This window comes from Massilia sp. TSP1-1-2 (assembly GCF_049896185.1).
Lineage (GTDB): Bacteria > Pseudomonadota > Gammaproteobacteria > Burkholderiales > Burkholderiaceae_D > Telluria_A.
Window position 1 is genome coordinate 181,642 of sequence record NZ_JAFCTU010000010.1, and the last position, 21,780, is coordinate 203,421.

Below are 21,780 nucleotides of genomic sequence, written 5' to 3' on the forward strand. Positions count from 1 at the left end.
CCTTTTCATTACCCTACATTCATGCAAAATTCAACGATCCACCCTACCTACAACCCTGAACTTGCTGCGCAATTGCAGCAAGCAATTGACAACAAAACAAAGCCACCGGGCAGCCTTGGGGCGCTGGAAACACTGGCGCGGCAACTCGGGCTGATCCAGCAAACCGTGAACGTCGCGCTGCGCGAGCCGACAATTGTCGTGTTCGCGGCCGATCATGGCGTAGTGGCCGAGGGCGTCTCCGCTTACCCCCAGAGCGTGACGTGGCAAATGGTGGAAAACTTCCTGCATGGCGGGGCGGCCATCAACGTGTTTGCCCGGCAAAGCCACTGCGCGCTGCAGATCGTCGATGCCGGCGTCAACCACGATTTTGGCGCGCGCTCAGCCCTGCTCGACCGTAAAGTGGGACGCGGCACCGCCAATTTTGCGCAGCAGGCGGCCATGAGCGCGACCGACTGCCAGCTCGCCATGGCGCACGGCGCGCAGATCGCCGCAGCCTTAACAGGCAATGTCATCGGTTTTGGCGAGATGGGAATTGGCAACACCACCGCGGCGGCGGCATTGATGCACAAGCTGACCGGCATTCCCGTGGCCGACTGCGTCGGCGCCGGCACCGGTCTTGCCCTCGACGGCATCCGTCACAAACAGCGCGTGATCGAGGCGGCCGTGGCCCTGCACGCCGGCGTGGACGAGCCGCTCGCGATCCTGGCCACGTTTGGCGGCTTTGAAATTGCGATGATGGTCGGCGCCATGCTGGGCGCCGCCGAACGGCGCAGCGTCTTGCTGATCGATGGCTTCATCGTCACCAGCGCCTTGCTGGTCGCGGCAAAAATCGCCCCCGCCATCCTGGACTACTGCGTCTTTGCGCACTGCTCCGACGAACAGGGCCACCGCCGCATGCTGGCCCAGCTGGACGCCAAAGCGCTGCTCAATCTTGGCCTGCGCCTTGGCGAAGGCACCGGCTGCGCGCTGGCCCTGCCGCTGCTGCACGCCGCGTGCGCCTTTCTGGGCGAGATGGCGACGTTCGAATCGGCCCAGGTCAGCGACAAGCAATGATGGCCGTCGTCGTCCACCAGCTGCGCCTGTTTTTCATCGCGCTGCAGTTTTTCACGCGCTTGCCGATACCGCGCTGGGTAGGCTTCCAGGCCGCGTGGCTGCATCACGCCGCGCGCTATTTTCCGCTGGTCGGCAGCGTGGTGGCCGCAGCCACCGCACTGGTGTACCTGGCCGCCGCGCGCCTGTGGCCCGCGCCAGTGGCGGTGCTGCTCTCCACCGCTGCCGGCATCTACCTGACCGGTGCCTTCCACGAAGACGGCTTCGCCGACATGTGCGACGGCTTTGGCGGGGGCCTGACGCGCGACCGGGTGATGGAGATCATGAAGGATTCGCGCATCGGCACTTACGGCGCGGTGGGCGCGCTCCTGCTGCTCGCGCTCAAATGCACGCTGCTGTCGATGATGGAGCCGGCGGCGGCAATTGCCGCCCTGCTGCTCGCCCATCCGCTTTCGCGCCTGGCGGCGGCCAGCCTGATCTGGAAGCTGGACTACGCGCGCGATGAAGGCAAGGCCAAGCCGCTGGCGCAGGAAATGACGGGCGCCGAATTTGCCATCGGCGCCACCTGCGCGGCCATTCCCGCACTCTATCTGGGCGCGCTCGGCTACCTGTCGTGGACCACGATCGCCGTTTGCGTACTGGGCGCCGCGGCGGCCGCAATCTGGCTGGGCGCCAAATGCGTGCGCCGCATCGGCGGCTACACGGGCGACTGCCTGGGCGCCGTCCAGCAGGTCAGCGAAGTAACCATTTACCTGTGCCTGCTGGCCAGCATCGGCCAGGGCGGCTGGTACTGAGCATGCGCCTGATCTTGGTGCGCCATTTGCAGCCCATGGTGGCGCCCGGCGTTTGCTACGGGCGCAGTGACCTGGCGGTGGACCCGCAACTGCTCGGCGCGTCCTTGCCGGCACTGCGCGGCCAGCTTCCCGCCGGCGTGCCGCTGTATTCCAGTGCGCTGTTGCGCTGCGCGTCGCTGGCGCGCGCCTTGTCAAGCGCGGTGCGCTTCGATGCGCGCCTGGCCGAACTCGATTTCGGTGCGTGGGAAATGCGCCCCTGGGACCAGATCGCGCGCGCCGAGATCGACGCCTGGGCCGCCGACGTGGCCACCTATCGGCCGGGCGGGGGCGAAAGTGTGCTGGACATGGCAAAGCGCATCAGTGACTTTTACGATGAGCTGATGGGCGCGCAACTTCCCGCGGCCGTCCTGGTCTGCCATGCCGGCGCGATCCGCCTGCTGGCCGCCCGCGCGCGCGGCCTGGCCCCGCTTGCGATGGCCCACGAAGCGGCCGAGCGCCCTCACGCCATCGCTTACGGCGCAGTCATCACCGTCGAAAGTGTATAATCGCCACGTTTTGGTGCTCGCGCGCATGTTCAATGCGTGCAGTTAAACGGGAAACACAAAGCCTCACAGGCTAAGGTGTGCTGCCCCCGCAACGGTAAGCAAGTGTCGTCCAGCGGACGACGGGCCGTCTCGAAAAACCACTGTGCGTTGCATGGGAAGGTGAGACGGTTGCACTTGCCAGCCCGGATACCGGCCAGGACAGGTGGAAGTGTGCGAGCGGGGTGTTCGCGACGCGGCCGGGTCGCTGTAGCGCATCCCTGTCAGTCGCAATCTATTCTTCGGCAAGCGCATTTCTGTTCAATCCGGCCAACGGGGAACTCGGCCGGTTGCTTAACTTACTGAAGAACCGTCATGACCTTTCCTGTATCACGCCGCGCGGCCATCTCGTCGCTTGCGCTAGCTATTACCTCCGCTTTTGCCCAGGCCAGCGAGACCAGCAATCCTGCCGTCGCTTCCGTCGTCGTCACCGCATCGCGCACGCCGCAAGCCGCGGCCGATGTCCTGTCCGATAACATCACCCTGTCGTCCCAAGACATCCTGCGCTCAGGCGCGGGCAACATCGTCGACCTGCTGCAAAAGCAGCGCGGCATTGAAGTGGCGCGCAACGGCGGCCCGGGCACCAGCGCCTCGGTCTTCATCCGCGGCGGCGACTCCAGGCAGACCGTAGTGTTGGTTGACGGCGTGCGCATCGGCTCGTCCACGTCCGGCATCGCCAACTGGAGCGCCCTGCCGCTGGCGAACATCGAGCGTATCGAGATTGTGTACGGACCGCTGGCCACCATGTATGGCGCCGACGCCATCGGCGGCGTGGTCCAGGTATTTACCAAGCGCGGCACCGGTGCACCGGCCATCAACGCTTCAGTTGGTGCAGGTTCCGACAAGACCCGCAGCGCGGACGCGTCGGTCTCAGGCGGCGCCGGGCGCTTCAACTATGCGTTGACGCTCACGCGCGACCAGGACGAAGGCTTCTCGGCCACCAAGCCGGGCAATTACTCGTACAACGGCGACAACGACGGCTACACCAAGGACAGCGCCAGCGGCCAGTTCGGCGTGGCGCTGGCCCAAGGCCACGAAGCCGGCCTGCTGTTCATGCACAGCAGCCTCGATGCGCAGTACGACAACGGCGCATCAAACTTCGACGCGCGTGGCGAACAGGTGTTGAACAATGTGGCGCTGTATTCAAAGCACCAGTTCTCGCCGGCCTGGCAGGTCAGGTTCCAGGCCTCGCGCGCGGACGACAAGTCGTCCAACTTCAGCAACGCCACCGCCACCGGCTACAGCCGCCTTGACACGCGCCAGAACACTTACAGCGCCCAAAGCGACCTGGCGCTCGGCGCCGACCTGCTGCAAGTGCTGCTCGAGCGGCGCGAAGAAGACGTGTTGTCGAGTTCCGCTGCTGCCCTGTCGCGTGATCGCAGCACCAATTCGGCCGCAGCGTCGTATTCGATCAAGCGGGGCGCCCACCTGGGTACAGTCAGCGCGCGCCATGACAACAGTTCGCAATACGGCTCCGTGAACACCGGCGGCATCGGCTACGGCTACCGCATCAGCAGCACGCTGCGGGCCAACGCCAGCTTCGGCACCAGCTTTCGCGCACCTACCTTCAATGAACTCTACTACCCGAGTTATGGCGTGGAGAGCAACCGGCCGGAACACGGCAGGAACGCAGAAGCGGGCCTGGTCTACAACACTGGCGCGAGCCAGGTCACTGCCGTCTACTACCGCAACCGCCTGAAGGACCTGCTGGTGAGCACCTCGGTGTGCCCGGTCGAAGCGGCAAGCCACCCTTATGGCTGCGCCTACAACGTCAACCGTGCCACGCTCTCGGGCCTGTCGGTCGGCGCGCGCACTACGGTTGGCCCGCTTGAGTTGAGCGGCGCGTTCGACCTGCAAGATCCGCAGGACGACACCACCGGCAAGCAGCTGGTGCGGCGCGCCAAACGCCATGCCAGCCTGGCGGCCGAATACAGCAGCGGCGCACTGGTGCTGGGCGCAGGTGTGCAGATGTCGGGCAAGCGCTTTGACAATACGTCCAACACTGCAACGCTAAGCGGTTATGGCTTGCTCAACCTGTTTGCCTCGTATCGCTTTGCTCCCGACTGGACTGCCATCGTCCGCTGGAACAACGCGACCGACAAGCAGTATGAGCTGGCAGGCACCTACGCGACCGCCGGTTCGCAGGCATTCATCGGCCTGCGCTACGGCGTGAAGTAAGGAGCAGGCCCGTGCATCCGTTCTTCCGCAATATGCGCCACCGGGCCACGGTCGTCATCGGTTCGCTGGCGATCCTGGCCCTTGCCAGCCTGGTTTTCTCTGGCATGATCGGTTCCGTCTCGATTCCGCTGGCGGACATGCCGGGCGCGCTGGCCGAACTGGCCCACGGAAGCAACGGCTCGCTGGCCGCCACCTTGCTCGAACTGCGCATCTCGCGCGCGCTGGTCGCTTTCGTCACCGGCTCGGCGCTGGCCCTGGCCGGCGTGATGATGCAAGCCTTGCTGCGCAATCCCCTGGCCGATCCCTATGTGCTGGGCATTTCAGCCGGCGCTTCGGTCGGCGCCCTGGCTGCGTTGCTGGTCATGGGCGCCTTGTGGGTCATCGACGCGGCCGCCTTTGCCGGCGCGGTGGCGGTGTCGATGATGCTGTACCTGTTCGCCCGGCGCGACCTGCGCGGCGGCGCCGAAGGCGGCACGTCGCAGCTGTTGCTGACCGGTGTGATCCTGTCGTCGCTGTGCATGGCGATGGTCACGCTGATGCTGTCGATCGCGCCTGAAAGCCGCTTGCGCAGCATGATTTTCTGGATGATCGGCGACCTGGCGGGCGCTCCGCTGCGCGCCGTGCCGTGGGTCGTGCTTGCCGCCGGCTTGCTGTTTGCCCTGCGCAGCGCGCGCGCGCTCAATGTTTTATCGCTCCATGCGGAAGCTGCCGCCACGCTGGGTATTCGCGTCGGCGCACTGCGCAAGGGCCTGTTTTTTTGTTCCGCCCTGCTTACCGCCAGCGCTGTCACCAGCGCCGGGAGCATCGGCTTTGTCGGCCTGATCGTGCCGCACGCCTGCCGCTTTGCCTGCGGCCCCGATCATCGCCTGCTGATTCCCGCCGCCGCACTGGCCGGCGGCACCTTTCTGGTATTGGCCGACACACTGGCGCGCACCGTGCTCGCACCGCAGCAGCTGCCCGTTGGCGTAGTTACGGCGCTGATCGGCGCGCCCGTGTTCCTGTACCAGCTTCACCGGCTGCGCCGGGCATGATCGAACCCGCATGATCGAGACCCGCATGATCGAAACCCATTCACTCAGGCTGACCGTGGGCGCGCGCACCCTGGTCGACAAGCTTGACTGGCGCGTCGCCCCCGGCGAATGCTGGTGCATCATCGGGCGCAACGGCGCCGGCAAAAGTACGCTGATGCGCACCCTGGCCGGCCTGCGTGCGCCCGACGGCGGCACAATCTCCATCCTTGGCCGAGCGCTGGCCGACTGGCCGCTCGACGAACTGGCCGCCAAGCGCGCCTTCCTGCCGCAGTCGCGCAGCGACGCCTTCGCCTACAGCGCCATCGAAACCGTGCTGGCCGCGCGCCACCCGTACCACGCCAACCGCTACTGGGAAGACAGTGACGATTACCTCGTCGCGCGTGACGCCCTGGCATCGATGGAGGTGCTGGACCTGGCCGAGCGCGACGTGCGCACTTTGTCGGGCGGCGAGCGCCAACGCGTGGCAATCGCCGCCATGCTGGCGCAAGATACGCCGCTGCTGCTGCTCGACGAGCCGGCCAACGCGCTCGACCTGGCGCACCAGTCGAGCGTGATGCGGCTCTTGAACCGGCTGTGCCGCGAACAGGGCAAGACCGCCATCATGATCGGGCATGACCTGGGCCACGCGCACCAGGCTTCGTCGCACGCGCTGCTGCTGATGGGCGACGGCGAGTGGCAGGCCGGCCGCGTCGACGACGTCATGCGCGCGCCAACCCTGAGCCGCTACCTGGGCCATCCGATCGAAGTCCTTGAGCACGGCGCGCGCCGGCTCTTTATCCCCGTCGAGGAAACAGAATGACCGATATCAACGAGCGTCACCGGCTGCGCATGGAACGTAAAAAAGCCATCATCGACGAAAAGATCGCCGCCGCCAGCAAGGACATCGGCATCATCATCGTCAATACCGGCAACGGCAAGGGCAAAAGCTCGAGCGGCTTCGGGATGGTGGTGCGCGCAATGGGACACGGCATGAAGGTTGCCGTGGTCCAGTTCATCAAGGGCGCAATGTCGACCGGCGAAGAAAAATTCCTGCGCCGCTTTCCCGATGAAGTGAGCTTTCATGCCATGGGCGAAGGCTACACCTGGGAGACCCAGGACCGCGAGCGCGACATCGCCAAGGCGCAGCAGGCGTGGGAAATGGCGCGCGGCTTCCTGTCCGATCCGGCCATTGGCCTGGTCCTGTTCGACGAACTCAATATCGCGCTCAAATACAAATACCTCGATGTCGAGACCGTCATCGAAGACTTGCTCAAGCGGCCTGACATGCAGCACGTGGTCATCACCGGCCGCGGCGCACCCGAGGAACTGATCGCCATTGCCGATACCGTCACCGAAATGAACGTCGTCAAGCACGCTTTCAAGGCCGGTATCGCCGCGCAGGCGGGCACCGAGTGGTAGGCCACGTCGATGTGCGCGTGCTGCTGGTGTCGGCCGTCGCTTCCGGACAAGGCAAGACCACCGTCACGGCGGCCCTGGCGCGCGCGCTGGTCAAACGCGGCAAGCGGGTGCGGGTGTTCAAGTGCGGCGCCGACTTTATCGACCCGATGCTGCTGGAACGCGCCAGCGGCGCGCCGGTCGGCTCGCTCGACCTGTGGATGGTGGGCCTTGAACAGTGCCAAAGCCAGCTTGCGCAGGCGGCAACCGAGGCCGACGTCATCCTGATCGAAGGCGTCATGGGCCTGTACGACGGTGCGCCGTCGTCGGCCGACCTGGCCAACGCGTTTGGCGTGCCGGTGATGGCAGTGATCGATGCGTCGGCTATGGCGCAAACGGCTGGCGCGCTGGTACAGGGCCTGCGCGATTACGGCCCGGTGGAGATGGCCGGCGTGATCGCCAACCGCGTCGCCGGCCCGGGCCACGCGGCGATGGTGGCGGCATCGCTGCGCGGCATCGCTTTGTTTGCCACGCTGCCGCGCCAGCCGCATGCGCTGCCCGAACGCCATCTCGGCCTGGTGCTGCCGGCCGAAATGGACGACGTCGAGGCACTGCTTGAGCGCCTGGCGCAAGAACTGGTTTTCGACGACGCCGCCTGGGAGTCGCTGCGCACCACCCGCTTTGATCTGCTGCCTGCGCAGCCATTGGCGCCATTGCTGGCGGGCGCAACCATCGCTGTGGCACGCGACGCCGCCTTTGCTTTCCTCTATCCCGCCAACCTGGAAACGCTCACCGGCATGGGTGCGCAGCTGCGCTATTTTTCGCCCTTGGCCGACGAGCCGGTTCCGGCGGGCTCGCACGCCGTGTACCTGCCGGGCGGCTATCCCGAGCTGCATGCTGCAACGCTGTCGAGAGCGCAGCGCTGGATCGCGTCCATCAGGGCCGCTCACGCGAACGGCACGCCCATCGTGGCCGAATGCGGCGGCATGATGGCGCTGGTAGGCACGCTGTCGGCGTGGCCGATGGCGGGTCTGGTACCGGGCGCCGTGGTGATGCAGGAACGGCTGGCCGGCATCGGGCCGCAAGGGCTGGACACGCCGCACGGCGTGCTGCGCGGGCACACCTTTCACTATTCGACACTGACGACCGATCTCATACCCGCAGAGCGCACCATCAAGCATCCGGATGGTGCGGACGGCGACGCGGTGTACAGCGTCGGCTCGCTGACGGCGTCCTACTTTCACGCCTACTTTCCATCCTGCCCGGCTGCTGTAGCGGCCATGTTTACGAGATGACCACGACACTGGTGCTGGGTGGCGCCCGCTCGGGAAAGAGCGCGTACGCCGAAAAGCTGGCCGTGCAGTCCAGGCGCGAGGTTCTCTACCTGGCGACCGCAAGCGCGGGCGACGCCGAGATGGGGGCGCGCATTGCGCAGCACCGCAGCGAGCGTCCGCAGCACTGGTCAACCGTCGAAGAGCCGCTGCACCTGGCTAGCGCGTTGCAGCGCCATGGCACCGAAGACAATCTGATCCTGGTCGACTGCCTGACACTGTGGCTGTCCAATCTGCTGTTTTGCGGTGGCGCGGGCCCGGACGTTGGCGTGATTACCCTGCCCCCACTTTTCATCGAACAGCGCGCGGCATTGCTCGACGCGCTGCACAAGGCGCCGGGTGACGTGGTGCTGGTGTCGAACGAGGTTGGCATGGGCATTGTGCCGATGGGCGCGATGACGCGCTGCTTTGCCGATGAAGCCGGCCGGCTCAATCAAGCCGTCGCGGCAGTATGCGAGCGCGTGGTGTTTGTCGCAGCGGGTTTGCCGCTGACGCTGAAGGCTTAATCATGCTGGCCGACCTGACAATGCTCCAGGTCGCGCTGCTGCTCGTCGGCGGCGTGGCGCTCGACTGCGCGCTCGGTGAAGCGCGGCGCTGGCACCCGCTGGTCGGCTTTGGCCACCTGGCCATGGCGCTCGAACGCCGGCTCAACATACGTGGCCAGCGTTTCTGGCGCGGCATCGCCGCATGGATGCTGGCGGTGCTACCGCTGTCGGCAAGCGCCTTTTTCGCGTGCGGCTTTGGCGGCCTGGCAGTCCACGCGCTGCTGCTGTATTTCAGCCTTGGCTTGCGAAGCCTGCGCGAGCACAACTTGCCGATCGCCCAGGCGCTGTCGCGTGGCGATCTGGGCCAGGCTCGCCTGCTAACTGCGCGCATCGTCAGCCGCGAAACCGCGCATGCCAGCGAAGCGGACCTGGCCAAGGCAAGCACGGAGTCGCTGCTTGAAAACGGCAACGACGCCGTGTTCGGCACGCTGTTCTGGTTCATGGTGGCCGGTGGCGCGGGCGCGCTGCTGTTCAGGCTTGCCAACACGCTGGACGCAATGTGGGGCTATCGCAGCAGCCGCTACGTACAATTTGGCTGCTGCGCCGCGCGCATCGACGATGCACTCAATTTCATCCCGGCCCGCCTCACCGCATTGTCTTATGTGCTGCTGGGCCCTGACCGGAAAGGCGCATGGCGCTGCTGGCGCGAGCAGGCGCCGGCCTGGTCCAGCCCCAATGCAGGCCCGGTCATGGCCAGCGGCGCCGGTGCGCTCGGGGTGTCGCTGGGCGGCGCGGCGACCTATGACGGGGTGCTCGAACAGCGTGCGCCACTCGGGCGGGGACCAGGTGCGCGCGGTCCGGACATTGTCCGCGCCTGGAAACTGGTTCGGGCGACCACTGTCCTGTGGCTGGCATGCGCGTGCCTGGCGGCGGGAGCGCTGCATGCTTGAACACGGCGGCAATCTGCGCGAGGCGGCCAGGCGCTTTGGCCGCGACCTGAGCAGCTGGGTCGACCTGTCGGCCGGGCTCAATCCCCATGGTTACGCGCCGCCGGCGATGGCGCCGTCGACCTGGCATCGCCTGCCCGAGACCGACCCGCAACTGCTGCAGCTGGCATCGCGCTACTACGGGGCGCCATCGCTGATCGCCGTGGCGGGCACGCAGGCGGCGATCCAGGCCTTGCCCCAACTGCGCCCGCCGTCCCGGGTGGTGGTGGCGGCGCCATCGTACGCGGAGCATGCGCACCACTGGGGCCTGCATGGCCACGCGACGCGTGAAGTTCCGTATGACGGCCTGCAAGCTGCGTTGCCGAGGTGCGATGTCATGGTGCTGTGCAATCCGAACAATCCGACCGGCGCGACGGTGCCGTCCGAGCGTCTTTTGATGTGGGCCGAGCACCTGGCAACGCGCGGGGGCTGGCTGGTGGTGGACGAAGCGTTCGCGGACACCGATCCCGCGCTCAGCGTTGCCGCGCGCAGCGGCCAGCCCGGGTTGATCGTGCTGCGGTCGATCGGAAAATTTTTCGGCCTGGCCGGCGCGCGCGTGGGCTTCGTCGCGGCGCAACCGGCGCTGCTGGACAAGCTGGCCGACATGCTCGGACCGTGGACCATTTCCGGCCCTGCGCAGCAGGTCGCCATGGCTGCGCTGGCAGACACCGCGTGGCAGGGGCACACATTACAACAACTCACCGCCGCCGGCCTGCGCCTGCGCCTGCTGCTCGCGCAGCACGGCATTGCTTCGCAAGGGACGGCACTGTTCCAGTGGTGGCCCGAGCCGCAGGCGCAAGCATTCTGGCGCCATATGGCCGAACGCGGCATCTGGGTGCGCCTGTTTGAGCAAGGGGCGCGCGGCATCCGCCTTGGCCTGCCTCCCGATGAATCAGCATGGCGCCTGCTCGACGCGGCGCTCAACGAATGGAAGCGATGAAAAAACTGAATTTGATTATGGCTGGCGTGGTTGGCGTTGTTGCACTGAACGCGAACGCCGCCATCACCGTCGTCGATGACGACGGCAAGCAAGTCACGCTGCAAAAACCGGCGCTGCGCGTCATCGCCCTGGCGCCGCACGCAACAGAGCTGGTGTACGCTGCCGGCGGCGCCGAGCGCATTGTCGCGGCGGTCGACTATAGCGATTATCCGGAGGCGGCCAAAAAGCTGCCGCGCGTGGGCAACAACCGCCAGGCCGACATGGAACGCATCGCGGCGCTCAAGCCAGACCTGATCGTGGTCTGGATGCACGGCAGTTCGGAGCGCCAGATCGAGCAGATCCGCGCGCTCGGCATTCCGATGTTCCACAGCGAGCCGAAAAAACTGGCGGAGATCCCCGACAGCATCAACCGCATCGGTAAACTAATGGGAACCGAAACCGTGGCCGATGCAGCGGCCGCGGACCTGCGCAGGCAGCTCGCCGCCCTCGCTGCGCGCTATGCAGGCCGTCCGCCCGTGCGCCTGTTTTATCAAGTGTGGGACAAGCCGCTGTACACGCTCAATGGCGGCCATATCGTCAGCGATGCGGTACGCCTGTGCGGCGGTGAAAATATCTACGCGGGCATGACGGTCACCGCGCCCGTGGTAAGTGTTGAATCGGTGCTGGGCGAAGATCCGGAAGCGATCATCAGCACCGGTGAGCGCAGCAAGGAAGATGGCGGCGTCGCGCTCTGGAAGCCCTATACCAGCATGACTGCGGTACGCCGCGACAACCTGTTCCGGGTCGACGGCAACCTGCTCAATCGCGCCGGTCCGCGCATGATCGCCGGCGCCGCCGCCTTGTGCGAGAAACTAGAGCTGGCGCGCCAGCACAGAAAGCAGCCATGACCTTTCCTTTCCATACACTGATGGTCCAGGGGACCACGTCGGACGCGGGCAAAAGCACCGTTGTGGCGGCGCTGTGCCGCCTGCTCAAACAGCGTGGCGTCAAGGTGGTGCCGTTCAAGCCGCAAAACATGGCGCTCAACAGCGCGGTGACGGCGGACGGCGGCGAGATCGGCCGCGCCCAGGCATTGCAGGCGATCGCCGCCGGCCTGGCGCCGCACACGGACATGAATCCGGTGCTGCTGAAACCATCGAGCGACACCGGCGCCCAGGTCGTCATCCACGGCAAGGTGCGCGCCGAAATGAATGCACGCGACTACCACCAGTACAAGACCGTTGCGATGGGCGCGGTGCTGGAATCGTACGCTCGCCTGCGCGCGCAATATGAGGCGGTGATCGTGGAAGGCGCCGGCAGTCCGGCCGAAATCAACCTGCGCGAGCGCGACATCGCTAACATGGGCTTTGCCGAGGCGGTCGACTGCCCTGTGATTCTGGTGGCCGACATTGATCGCGGCGGCGTGTTTGCGCATATCGTCGGCACCTTGTCGTGCCTGTCGCAGAGCGAACGCGACCGCATCGTCGGCTTCGTGATCAATCGCTTCCGCGGCGACATCACCTTGCTTGAGCCGGGCAACCTGTGGCTGGAGCAGCAGACCGGCAAGCCCGTGCTGGCCGTACTGCCATATCTGCAAGGCCTGTTTCTCGATGCCGAGGACGCGGTGCAGCCAGTGCAGGCGTCGCAAGGCGCCTTCAAGATCGTGGTGCCGTCGGTGCCACGTATGAGCAACCATACTGATTTCGACGCGCTGCGCGTGCACCCGGACGTGGACCTGCAGTTCGTGCGCCAGGACCAGGCCAAGGTGCCGTGCGACCTGTTGATCATCCCGGGCAGCAAAAACACGCGCGGCGACCTAGCCTGGCTGCTCGAAGAAGGATGGGGCGACTACATCGCGCGCCACCTGCGCTACGGCGGCAAGGTGATCGGCATTTGCGGCGGCTTTCAGATGCTGGGGCACAGCGTGGACGACCCGCATGGCGTCGAAGGCGCCGCCGGCCAATCGAAGGGCCTGGGCCTGCTCGACATGCACACCATACTCACGCGTGAAAAACACCTGGCGCAGGTAGCGGGCACCTGCGCCTTTGCCGACGGCGCTGCCGTAGCCGGCTACGAGATTCACATGGGCGTCTCGACCGGTGCGGCGCTCGATCTTCCTGCATTCACGATCGACGGCCGTGCCGAGGGCGCGCGCTCGGTCGACGGCCAGGTGCTGGGCAGCTACCTGCACGGCATGTTCGATACGCCCGAGGCCTGCGCCGCACTGCTGCGCTGGGCGGGCCTTGACAGCGAAGCGACGGTCGACACGGCGCAACTGCGCGAAGCGAGCCTGGATCGCATCGCCGAGGCAGCCGTGCCCTTGTACGAGGCACTGTACGCATCCACGCATTCCTTAGTTCAAAAACAACATCCGTAGTAAAACTACCTAAACGATTTGACATTAAAATTGGTCAAGAGTAGATTTCTCTTTGTCTGCTAAAGTAATTTGGTAGTCAAAATACAAAACCGATGACCCCGCAAAGGGGCAACCGCAAACAAGGAGACACGCTTGGAACGCCGCACACGGGCAAGGATGGCTCACGCCCCTGCCCTGGCGAGCCGCGCGTGCGAAGAGGAGACAACCATGTACTTTCGCCGCACCCTCACGTCGGCCGTATTCGGCTGCGCGCTGCTCGCCAGCCCTGCCCACGCCGCCGTCAACCCCGGCAAGCTTGGCGCCAGCTACGACGCCACCCGGGCCAATGTCGCCTTCAAGGTGTATTCAAGCCGCGCCACCCGGATCGAGCTTTTCCTCTACAGCAGCGCCACCGGCTCCGAAGAAAAGGCGCGCTACGTATTGAGCCCTGGCGCGGGCGGCGTGTGGAGCACCAGCCTTGCTGTCGCCATCTTGAACAGCCGCGGCCTGACCGGCACGCTGTACTACGGCTACCGCGCCTGGGGGCCGAACTGGCCGTACAGCGCAAGCTGGGTCAAAGGCTCGGCCACTGGTTTTGCCAGCGACGTTGACGCCAGCGGCAACCGCTTCAACCCCAACAAGCTGCTCACCGATCCTTACGCGCTCGAGATGAGCCACGACCCGGTCACGGCCACGATGAGCAACGGCACCGTGTACGCCAGCGGCGCCTTGTACCGCACCATCGACACTGGCGCGATTGCGCCGAAGGGCATTGTGCTGGCGGGCGACACGCAGTCGACCGGCGCCAAACCCACGCGCGCGCTGAAGGACGATATCGTCTACGAAGTGCAGGTTCGCGGCCTGGCCAAAAACGACACGGCGCTCACCAGCGCCTACCGCGGCACCTATAAGGGCGCCGGCCTGAAAGCGCCCTACCTGGCCAGCCTGGGCGTGACCGCCGTCGAATTCTTGCCGGTGCAGGAAACCCAGAACGACACCAACGACAACGATCCCAACACGAACGCGGGCGACAATTATTGGGGCTACATGACGCTCAATTATTTTGCGCCCGACCGCCGCTATGCCTACGACAAAACGCCGGGCGGCCCGACGCGCGAATTCAAGGAAATGGTCAAGGCCTTCCACGACCAGGGCATCAAGGTGCTGATCGACGTGGTCTACAACCACACCGGCGAAGGCGGCGCCTGGAACCCTGCCGACAAGACCACCTACAACATCTACGGCATGCGCGGGCTGGACAATCCGACCTACTACAGCTTGACCGCCGACCAGCAGGCATCGTGGGACAACACCGGCGTGGGCGGCAACTACAACACGCGCAACCTGGTGGCGCAGAACCTGATCGTCGATTCGCTCGCCTACTGGCGCGACAAGCTGGGCGTGGACGGTTATCGCTTCGATCTCGCCTCGGTGCTGGGCAACACGTGCCAGCATGGCTGCTACAACTTCGACAAGATGGACGCGGGCAATGCGCTCAACCGCATCGTGTCCGAACTGCCGCCCCGGCCGGCGGGCGGCGGCAGCGGGGTCGACCTGATTGCCGAACCCTGGGCAATAGGGGGCAACAGCTACCAGGTGGGCGGTTTTCCGACCGGCTGGGCTGAATGGAACGGCGCCTACCGCGACACGCTGCGCCAGATGCAAAACAAGCTCGGTTCGGCGCCTGTCACGCCGGGCCAGTTGGCGGCGCGCCTTGCCGGTTCAAGCGACCTGTTTGGGGACGATGGCCGCAAAAGCTGGCACTCGGTGAACTTCATCACTGCGCATGACGGTTTTACGCTCAAGGACCTGTATGGCTGCAACGGCAAGAACAACAGCCAGGCCTGGCCGCTTGGCCCGAGCGATGGCGGCGAGGACAATAACAACAGTTGGGACCAGGGCGGCATTGCAGCGGACCAGCGCAAGGCGGCGCGCAACGGCATGGCGTTGATGATGTTGTCGGCCGGCGTGCCGATGATCGTCGGCGGCGACGAAGCGCTGCGCAGCATCAACTGCAATAACAACCCTTACAACCTCGATTCCAGCGCCAACTGGCTAAGCTGGACCTTGAGCGCGGACCAGGCCAATTTCAAGGCCTTCAGCGCGGCCATGATGGCGTTTCGCAAGGCGCATCCGGCGCTGCGGCCGGCAAATTTCTATTCAAGCGCCGACAACAATGGCAACGCCATGGAGCAGCTGCGCTGGTTCAAGCCGGACGGCGCGGTGGCCGACGCGACCTATTTCAACGACGCCAGCAACCACGCGCTGGCATGGCGCCTCGACGGCACCGAATTGGGCGACACGGCTGCGGCCATCTACGCCGCCCACAACGCATGGAACGCGCAGGTCAACTTCGCACTGCCATGGCCGGGCGCGGGCAAAAGCTGGTACCGGGTGACCGATACCTGCAACTGGGCTGAAGGCGCATCACAAGTGCGCGCGCCAGGCTTTGAAGACGCCGTCGGCGGCGAAAACGCCAGCTACGGCTTGTGCGCACGCGGCACTGTGCTGTTGATCGCCAGGTAGACCATCCGGCGCAGCGCTGCTGAGCCTCACCACTGAACATTTTCCCGGCGCCGCCGAGAGGATACCGCACATCCATTTTTAGGAGCAAGTTCATGCATCTTCGTAAAAAACCGCTGGCGCTGTGCCTGGCCGCCGCCTTTGCCGTCGCCCTGCCCGCCGCTGCCGGTACCATTCCGGCAGCGCACGTGTATCACAACCACATGCCGAACTTCTGGCCGTTTTACGCCGTTGACGTCGTGACCAAGTACAACGCCACCGCGCTCGGGGCCCCGGTGCGCTACCTGTACGACGGTGAAGTCATCAACATGAAAGTCAATCCGCCGCCGGGGTACAGCTACTTTTTGCCGGCGGCGCAAGGGGGCAGCATCATGCCGCACGACGACCTGGTGACCTACTATTCGCCGGACGCCAAGACCGGCGCCTACCAGTACTGGCCGATGCAGGTCGCCAATGAGATGCAGTCCTTCTCGGGCGCCAAGGGCCAGGTGCACGTAACGATGTCGGGCGCGGTAATCAACAACGTGCAAAGCATGTCGACACTTGGCAATGTGGCGGGTTACTCGAATCCGAACTGGGGGCAGAGCTGGGCAAACACCTTCAGCACGCTCAAGACCACCAACAACTTCCGCACGCTCGACACCATCCACTTCACGGGCCACCATTCGATGGGACCTCTGGTCGGGCCGGAGTACTTCCTCAAGGAGCTAATTTACCAGAACGCGACGCTGGCGCAGCCCTACTTTTTGGGCGGGAACTTCGTCTCGTCGAAAGGCTATTTTCCGACCGAGCTTGGGTTTTCGGACCGCCTGATTCCCACGCTGGCCAAACTGGGCGTGCAGTGGTCGGTCCTGGGGAATAACCACCTTTCGCGCACGCTCAAGGATTATCCGTACGCGACCTACGACGCGACCGGCGACACCCTGACGTCGCCGCCCAACCGCGCCGATCTGCGCAACACGTCCACCGTGGGCAGCTGGGTCGCGGCAGGCATGGCGCATGAACAGCAAAACATCGTCAACAAATTCCCCTTCGCGTCCACCCCGCACTGGGTGCGCCACGTGGATGCGGCAACCGGGGCGGTCACCAAGATCGCCGGTGTGCCGGTGAGCCAGAACGGCTCCTGGCTCGAAGGCTGGGAAGGCTCGACAACGGTCGATGAAATCGCACCGTACGCGGCGATCGAACCGCGCCAGTTTTTTGTCGTCGCGCACGACGGCGACAATGCGGGCGGGCGCGCCGGCGCGCTGAGCACCTGGCAGGCAGGCCACGGCACCACCTGCACCGGCACCGGCTACTGCCTGGGCATCGACGAATACCTGCGCGCCAAGCCGATTCCCGCCACCGACATCGTGCACGTGCAGGACGGTTCCTGGGTCGACACGCGCGACTCGTCGTCCGACCCCACCTGGTATCACTGGCACCTGCCTTTCCTGATCTGGAAAGGCCAGTTCCCGGAATTTAATCGCGTGAACGGCTTGAACCTCACGCCCAAGACCAATCTGAAAGGCTTGCAGGAAGGCGCCACGGTCTCGTTTGAATATGGCTGGCATTACCTGGAGCGCAATTTCGCGCTGCTGCAAGCCTCGCTCAACTACGCCAAGACGGCAGAGCAGGTATGGCTCGACGCCCACCCGACGCACTGGAAGCCGACTACGGCGCTCGACAGCCAGGTCACCCACGCGGGCAACCAGCTCAATCCATGGATGATGTCGTATCCGGTCAAGGGCAACCCTGCAGCGGACTACGCGGGCGGCGCCAACCCGGCCGAACTGGCCTGGTACTTCATGCTGCCGGCGATGGATTCGGGCTTTGGCTACTATGATGAAAACAAGGACGACAGCGTCAAGCCTACGCTGGCGTTCAACAATTCGCTGGCGTTTTCCAAGCCTTACGTGCAGGCCAACCTGGCCAATGACCGCACCGGCCCGTCGGCCTGGTGGCCGCAGCGCTATCCGTACAATCCGGGATCGGTGAACGGCTCCAAGGCCGAGGGATGGACCGTCCAGCACTACAGCAACGACTTTGGCATCTATACCTACGCGTATGACGTCTCGGGCATTGCGAGCGCGCGCGTGATGGTGCGGGTGCACGCCACCAACACCATCGACGCGACCGACGACGCCTACAAAGTCTACGATCCGGCGGCGCTGGCGGGCACGCCCGGGCTGTCGATCAACACTGCCAGTGTCGGCGCCTGGCGCCCGTACATAATGCAGGTGCGCGACCTGCAGGCCGACATGAATGGCGTTGCATGGAATGCAGCCACGCGCGACACGCTGGCCGTACTGCCGGCGCAGGAGAGCGGCGACCTGTATTACGCGTATCTGTCGGACTTTCGCAACCAGCTGCTCGACTACTACATCGAGCTGACCGACGCCAAGGGCAATGTCACCAAAACCGAGATCCAGCAAGTGTTTGTCGGCGCCGGAAAATACCGCGCCACGACTACGGGCTCAGGGTTTGTCGAGGATATCAACGGCACGGTGCCGGGCGTGTATCCCTTCCTCGTGATTGACAGCTCGCCGCCAAGCATGCCGGGCGCACCGGCCAGCACGCGCGTCACCGACCGCTCGGTCACGCTGACATGGCCGGCCGCAACGGACAACGTCGCCGTCACCGGCTATCGCGTCTACCGCAACGGCGCCCTGGTGGGAACCACCGCCGGCGTGGGCTTTACCGACAGCGGCTTGACCGCGTCGACCGCCTACAGTTACGCCGTGCTGGCGTTTGACGCGGCGGGCAACCAGTCGGCCAAGGGACCCGCACTTGCCGTCACCACGCTTGCACCGGACACGGTGGCGCCGACCACGCCGGGGCAGCCGGCGGGATCGGCCATCACGTCCAGCACACTGACGCTGAGCTGGAGCGCGGCCACCGACAACTACGGCGTCAGCCAGTATCTGGTCAAGCGCGACGGCACGCAGGTGGCCACAAGCACCGGCACCACCTTCAATGACAGCGGTTTGAATCCATCCACCGCCTACAGCTACGCCATCGTGGCGCAAGACAGCGCGGGCAACATGTCGCCGGCATCGGTGGCGCGCGTGGTCACGACCGCTGCGGGCAATGTGGCGCGCATCTACTACAAGCTGGGCGCCGGCTGGAGCACGGCTAATATGCATTACGCACCGAACGGCGGCACCTGGACGGCCGTTCCCGGCTTGCCAATGCCATCCGCCTGCGCGGGCTGGAGCGTCTTGACGGTTAACCTCGGCAGCGCGACCGGTTTGCTGGCGGCCTTTAACAATGGCGCAGGCAGCTGGGACAGCAACGGCGGCAAGAACTACCCGCTTGGCACCGGCATTTCAGATGTTGAAAACGGCGGCGTATCGGTGGGTGTGAATCCATGTAACGTCGATACGACCGCGCCTTCAACTCCGGCCGGCGTGGCAGGCAGCCCGGTCGACGCCAATACCGTCAGCCTGGCGTGGAATGCGTCGACCGACAATGTGGGCGTAAGCGGCTACTACGTCTACCGCAACGGCGCGCTGATCGCCACCGTGGCCAATGGCACCGGCTACGTCGACAATACGGTGGCGCCATCGACCACCTACAGCTACACGGTCAAGGCGTTCGATGCCGCGGTCAATGTGTCGGGCTTGAGCGCTGCGGCCAGCGTGACCACGCCGGCCAAGGTGGACACGCAGGCGCCAACGGTGCCGGCGGGCCTGGTCAAGTCGGGCACCACCGACAGCGCAACGACCATCAGCTGGAATGCGTCGACCGACAACGTCGGCGTCAACGCCTACCTGGTGCTGCGCAACGGCGTGCAGATTGGCAGCACTGCCGCCACCAGCTTTAATGACACGGGTCTGGCTCCATCGACGCTATACACCTATAGCGTCAAGGCGCGCGATGCAAGCGGCAATACCTCCGCGGCCAGCGCGGGATTAAGCGTGACCACGACTGCGGCGGGCGGCAACACGGCAACGGTGTATTACAAGAACACCGCCAACTGGAGCACCGTCAATATGCACTTTGCCCCAACCGGCGGCAACTGGACGGCGTTGCCCGGCGTGCCGATGACGACCGCCTGCACCGGGTGGAAGTCGAAGACCCTGTCGCTCGGTGCGGCGTCGGGACTGCAGGCAGCGTTTAACAATGGCGTGGGAACCTGGGATAGCCGGGGCGGCGCGAACTATACGCTGGGCACGGGACTGTCGGCGGTCAGCTCGGGTGTCGTTACCCTCGCAGATCCGTGCACGGGTGACGATGCAACGGCGCCATCGACGCCGACGGCGCTTGCAAGCAGCAATCTAGGCGCCAGTTCGGTGGGCCTCGCATGGACGCCGTCCACCGACAACGTGGGCGTCACGGGTTATCGGGTGTTGCGCAACAACGTGCTTGTTGGAACCACGGCGGCGGCTAGTTATACCGACAGTGGCTTGACGGCGGCCACCGCGTACAGCTATGCGGTACAGGCATACGACGCCATGGGCAATTTGTCGGCGGCCAGCGCTGCGCTCGCAGTGACAACAACCGGCTCCGGTTGCCAGGTGCGCTTTACCACGGCCAATGCCAACACGGTTGCGGGCCAGACGCTGCGGGTCGTGGGCAATCAGTCGGCCATCGGCAACTGGGCACCAGCGAGCAGCTTTGGGCTGGCGATTCAGGGCAGTGGCGCGAACGTGCCTTGGAGCGGCACTGTGACACTGCCGCCAAGTACTGTGGTTCAATACAAATATGTGAAATGGAATGGCGCGACCGCGACCTGGGAAAGTAATCAGACAACGGTCTCGGGCAATAGGGAAATGACGACGCCTGCGTCGTGCAGCACAGTGATTGATCGCAACGACGGCAGTTTCAAGCCGTAGGTATTATGCGACAGGCGTGCCGGTTAACGCCTTCGCAAGCGAGTCACGCGGTCTAGCAGGCAGTTGGAAGCTGCTAGACCAATCCAGAGCGGCGAGCGTCGAGTACACTCGACAGAACGCGCATGAGGTGACTTAGCCAGTGCCCAATCAATCGAGCGTATAAAAATTTTCTTATCGGGAAATATATGGCGAACGTTATTGAAGAATATGCCAAATTGGTCGCACGCTACTGTGTGAAGGAAGGTAGTGAATCAGGGCAGATGTTCGGGAAAGCCTGCATCAAGGTCAATGGCAAGGCATTTGTGGCACAGCACAAAGATTGGGTAGTATTTAAACTGTCGGGCGAGCATCATCGCAACGCCCTGGGGCTCGAAGGAGCTGTACTCTGGGACCCGTCCGGTAAAGGTCGTCCGATGAAAGAATGGGTAGCAGTGCCGGCAATGTCTCGCCAGCACTTTCCAAACCTTGCCTTGGCCGCGTACGATTACGTCGCTGCCGGTGCCTAGAAGCCGAATGCCACGCCAACACCGAAGTTAGTCAAGTCGCTGCTTGGGCGTTGGATTTCAGCACGGGCCGAGATACTTGGAGTAAACGCGTAGGTAGCGCCGACGCCAACCAAGACACCGTTGCTTGGCGAAAAGTTTTCACATAAAAGAAACTTGCCAGCGCCACAGCTGTGTCGTACCTTCACGTCGTTGTAACCAAGACGAGCAAACACGCCGAAGCCATTGCTCAGCGGCTGCGAACCGACGACCGAGATAGCGCTCTGGTCGATATCCGGCGTTGAAGGAACGAAAGCATTTAAAGACCGGTAACTGCCTTCTACTGCGAAGTTGGTATGGAACTGATAGCCAACGAAGACGCCAACACTCAAACCGTTTTCCAGGCCTTCGATTCTGGTCCTGCCACTGTCACGCCCGCATAAAATTTAGGTGCATCTGCTGCGAACGACGACGAAGCGATAACGGCCAGGGCAGCTGCAATGACTTTCTTCAACATGGCATTTCCTTTGAGAGTAATTTATAGGGACGAGGAGATTTTCTTCGTCGCAAGCGAATATTTTACTCTATATTAACAAATAGTTAATAGGTACCTATAGCTCTATGTGAATTTTTGAAAAACCCGACATTTCTGCGGCTTTTCTCTTTTGGGGCCTGCAGCGACGGTAACGGGACGCAAGCATGGCGGATTTCATCCGCCCTAAGGGTACGCGCTGACGTTTTGACTGGGTGGATTTGCGGACGAAAAAAAACCCCACATTTCTGCGGGGTTTTTTAATATAACTAGCCTGACGATAACCTACTTTCACACTGGTTGCAGCACTATCATCGGCGTAATATCGTTTCACGGTCCTG

19 protein-coding genes and 1 riboswitch are annotated in these 21,780 nt (G+C 64.2%); of the genes, 16 read left to right on the plus strand and 3 right to left on the minus strand.

The genetic code is table 11. The features are described from left to right. Positions 1–21 precede the first annotated feature (21 nt). The 16 genes from cobT (at position 22) to ACP7BV_RS11360 (ending at position 20,931) form a co-directional block, all read left to right on the plus strand. Positions 22–1,053 (plus strand): nicotinate-nucleotide--dimethylbenzimidazole phosphoribosyltransferase, encoded by a 1,032-nt coding sequence (cobT, locus tag ACP7BV_RS11285; protein ID WP_426103910.1) that lies wholly within the window; start codon positions 22–24, stop codon positions 1,051–1,053. Further along, the gene (locus ACP7BV_RS11290; RefSeq protein ID WP_426103930.1) at positions 1,053–1,844 is read left to right on the plus strand and encodes an adenosylcobinamide-GDP ribazoletransferase; all 792 of its coding nucleotides are present in this window, start codon (positions 1,053–1,055) and stop codon (positions 1,842–1,844) included. Before cobT ends, ACP7BV_RS11290 begins: the two co-directional genes overlap by 1 nt. Before the next feature lie 2 nt (positions 1,845–1,846). After that, positions 1,847–2,389 (plus strand): histidine phosphatase family protein, encoded by a 543-nt coding sequence (locus ACP7BV_RS11295; RefSeq protein WP_426103911.1) that lies wholly within the window; start codon positions 1,847–1,849, stop codon positions 2,387–2,389. Next, a riboswitch (cobalamin riboswitch) is annotated at positions 2,384–2,601 on the plus strand. Its footprint overlaps the gene before it by 6 nt. Positions 2,602–2,740: 139 nt before the next feature. Next, positions 2,741–4,603 carry a TonB-dependent receptor plug domain-containing protein gene (locus ACP7BV_RS11300; RefSeq protein ID WP_426103912.1) on the plus strand — a complete coding sequence of 621 codons (1,863 nt, stop codon included), beginning with the start codon at positions 2,741–2,743 and terminating at the stop codon, positions 4,601–4,603. A gap of 11 nt (positions 4,604–4,614) precedes the next feature. Continuing rightward, positions 4,615–5,634, plus strand: a complete 1,020-nt coding sequence (locus ACP7BV_RS11305) for a FecCD family ABC transporter permease (protein WP_426103913.1) — start codon at positions 4,615–4,617, stop codon at positions 5,632–5,634. A 25-nt stretch (positions 5,635–5,659) separates the two neighbouring features. Beyond that, on the plus strand, positions 5,660–6,433 hold the full coding sequence (locus tag ACP7BV_RS11310; RefSeq protein WP_426103931.1) for an ABC transporter ATP-binding protein: 774 nt from the start codon (positions 5,660–5,662) through the stop codon (positions 6,431–6,433). Next, positions 6,430–7,032, plus strand: a complete 603-nt coding sequence (gene cobO, locus ACP7BV_RS11315) for a cob(I)yrinic acid a,c-diamide adenosyltransferase (RefSeq protein WP_426103914.1) — start codon at positions 6,430–6,432, stop codon at positions 7,030–7,032. Before ACP7BV_RS11310 ends, cobO begins: the two co-directional genes overlap by 4 nt. Then, complete coding sequence (locus tag ACP7BV_RS11320; RefSeq protein ID WP_426103915.1) at positions 7,026–8,303, plus strand: cobyrinate a,c-diamide synthase; 1,278 nt, start codon at positions 7,026–7,028, stop codon at positions 8,301–8,303. Before cobO ends, ACP7BV_RS11320 begins: the two co-directional genes overlap by 7 nt. After that, entirely contained in the window at positions 8,300–8,845 is a 546-nt protein-coding gene (cobU, locus tag ACP7BV_RS11325) for a bifunctional adenosylcobinamide kinase/adenosylcobinamide-phosphate guanylyltransferase (RefSeq protein WP_426103916.1), read from the plus strand. Before ACP7BV_RS11320 ends, cobU begins: the two co-directional genes overlap by 4 nt. 2 nt (positions 8,846–8,847) lie before the next feature. Then, positions 8,848–9,774: an adenosylcobinamide-phosphate synthase CbiB gene (gene cbiB / locus ACP7BV_RS11330; protein ID WP_426103917.1), complete on the plus strand. Its 927-nt coding sequence runs from the start codon at positions 8,848–8,850 to the stop codon at positions 9,772–9,774. Further along, positions 9,767–10,750 carry a threonine-phosphate decarboxylase CobD gene (gene cobD / locus ACP7BV_RS11335; RefSeq protein ID WP_426103918.1) on the plus strand — a complete coding sequence of 328 codons (984 nt, stop codon included), beginning with the start codon at positions 9,767–9,769 and terminating at the stop codon, positions 10,748–10,750. The genes cbiB and cobD overlap by 8 nt, the downstream gene beginning before the upstream one ends. Next, positions 10,747–11,637 carry a cobalamin-binding protein gene (locus tag ACP7BV_RS11340; RefSeq protein WP_426103919.1) on the plus strand — a complete coding sequence of 297 codons (891 nt, stop codon included), beginning with the start codon at positions 10,747–10,749 and terminating at the stop codon, positions 11,635–11,637. Before cobD ends, ACP7BV_RS11340 begins: the two co-directional genes overlap by 4 nt. Next, on the plus strand, positions 11,634–13,106 hold the full coding sequence (locus tag ACP7BV_RS11345) for a cobyric acid synthase (protein WP_426103920.1): 1,473 nt from the start codon (positions 11,634–11,636) through the stop codon (positions 13,104–13,106). Before ACP7BV_RS11340 ends, ACP7BV_RS11345 begins: the two co-directional genes overlap by 4 nt. Positions 13,107–13,313: 207 nt before the next feature. Continuing rightward, positions 13,314–15,611: an alpha-amylase family glycosyl hydrolase gene (locus tag ACP7BV_RS11350; RefSeq protein WP_426103921.1), complete on the plus strand. Its 2,298-nt coding sequence runs from the start codon at positions 13,314–13,316 to the stop codon at positions 15,609–15,611. A 92-nt stretch (positions 15,612–15,703) separates the two neighbouring features. After that, complete coding sequence (locus ACP7BV_RS11355; RefSeq protein ID WP_426103922.1) at positions 15,704–20,425, plus strand: carbohydrate binding domain-containing protein; 4,722 nt, start codon at positions 15,704–15,706, stop codon at positions 20,423–20,425. Positions 20,426–20,610: 185 nt separating this feature from the next. Next, complete coding sequence (locus ACP7BV_RS11360) at positions 20,611–20,931, plus strand: hypothetical protein (RefSeq protein ID WP_426103923.1); 321 nt, start codon at positions 20,611–20,613, stop codon at positions 20,929–20,931. Here the strand turns inward: ACP7BV_RS11360 and ACP7BV_RS11365 are convergent. The 3 genes from ACP7BV_RS11365 to ACP7BV_RS11375 all read right to left on the minus strand — a co-directional run. Then, entirely contained in the window at positions 20,928–21,299 is a 372-nt protein-coding gene (locus ACP7BV_RS11365; RefSeq protein WP_426103924.1) for an outer membrane beta-barrel protein, read from the minus strand. The genes ACP7BV_RS11360 and ACP7BV_RS11365 overlap by 4 nt on opposite strands. Then, a complete protein-coding gene (locus ACP7BV_RS11370; RefSeq protein ID WP_426103925.1) occupies positions 21,296–21,424 on the minus strand; it encodes a hypothetical protein in 129 nt (42 codons plus the stop codon). Before ACP7BV_RS11370 ends, ACP7BV_RS11365 begins: the two co-directional genes overlap by 4 nt. A 94-nt stretch (positions 21,425–21,518) precedes the next feature. Beyond that, on the minus strand, positions 21,519–21,780 hold a 262-nt coding region (locus ACP7BV_RS11375; protein WP_426103926.1), incomplete at its 5' end, for a hypothetical protein.